Genomic DNA, 250 nt, shown 5'->3' with positions numbered 1-250 from the left:
GTACCACGCCAAAAGCCGGCGCGAGAACGGCATTTCTCTGAACGACCCCTATAATCTCTACCTCGCTTATTATTCCGGCCATGCCGGTTATGCGAAGGGCAGCTGGCGCAACAATTCCGCGGTCCAGAAGGCTGCCCGCCGCTCCGCCAACATGGCGCTGCGTTACGAGGCACAGTTGCAGCAATGCGGATATCGCTGAAGTTGGAGTAGCAGGACCATTTGTCTGCATGCGACGTGGAAAGGCAGATCA

At 57.2% G+C, this 250-nt stretch carries 1 pseudogene; it reads left to right on the top strand.

Going from position 1 to position 250, the window contains the following annotated elements:
• A pseudogene (locus tag SB816_RS33710) lies at nucleotides 1–199 on the top strand (hypothetical protein); the annotation flags it as partial.
• Nucleotides 200–250: the final 51 nt, after the last annotated feature.

The sequence above is a fragment of the Achromobacter sp. SIMBA_011 genome, from assembly GCF_046535435.1.
In the GTDB taxonomy this organism is placed as follows: Bacteria; Pseudomonadota; Gammaproteobacteria; order Burkholderiales; family Burkholderiaceae_B; genus Achromobacter; species Achromobacter dolens.
The sequence above is the reverse complement of the archived record's forward strand: the minus strand, read 5'-3'. Positions and strand labels throughout refer to the sequence as shown.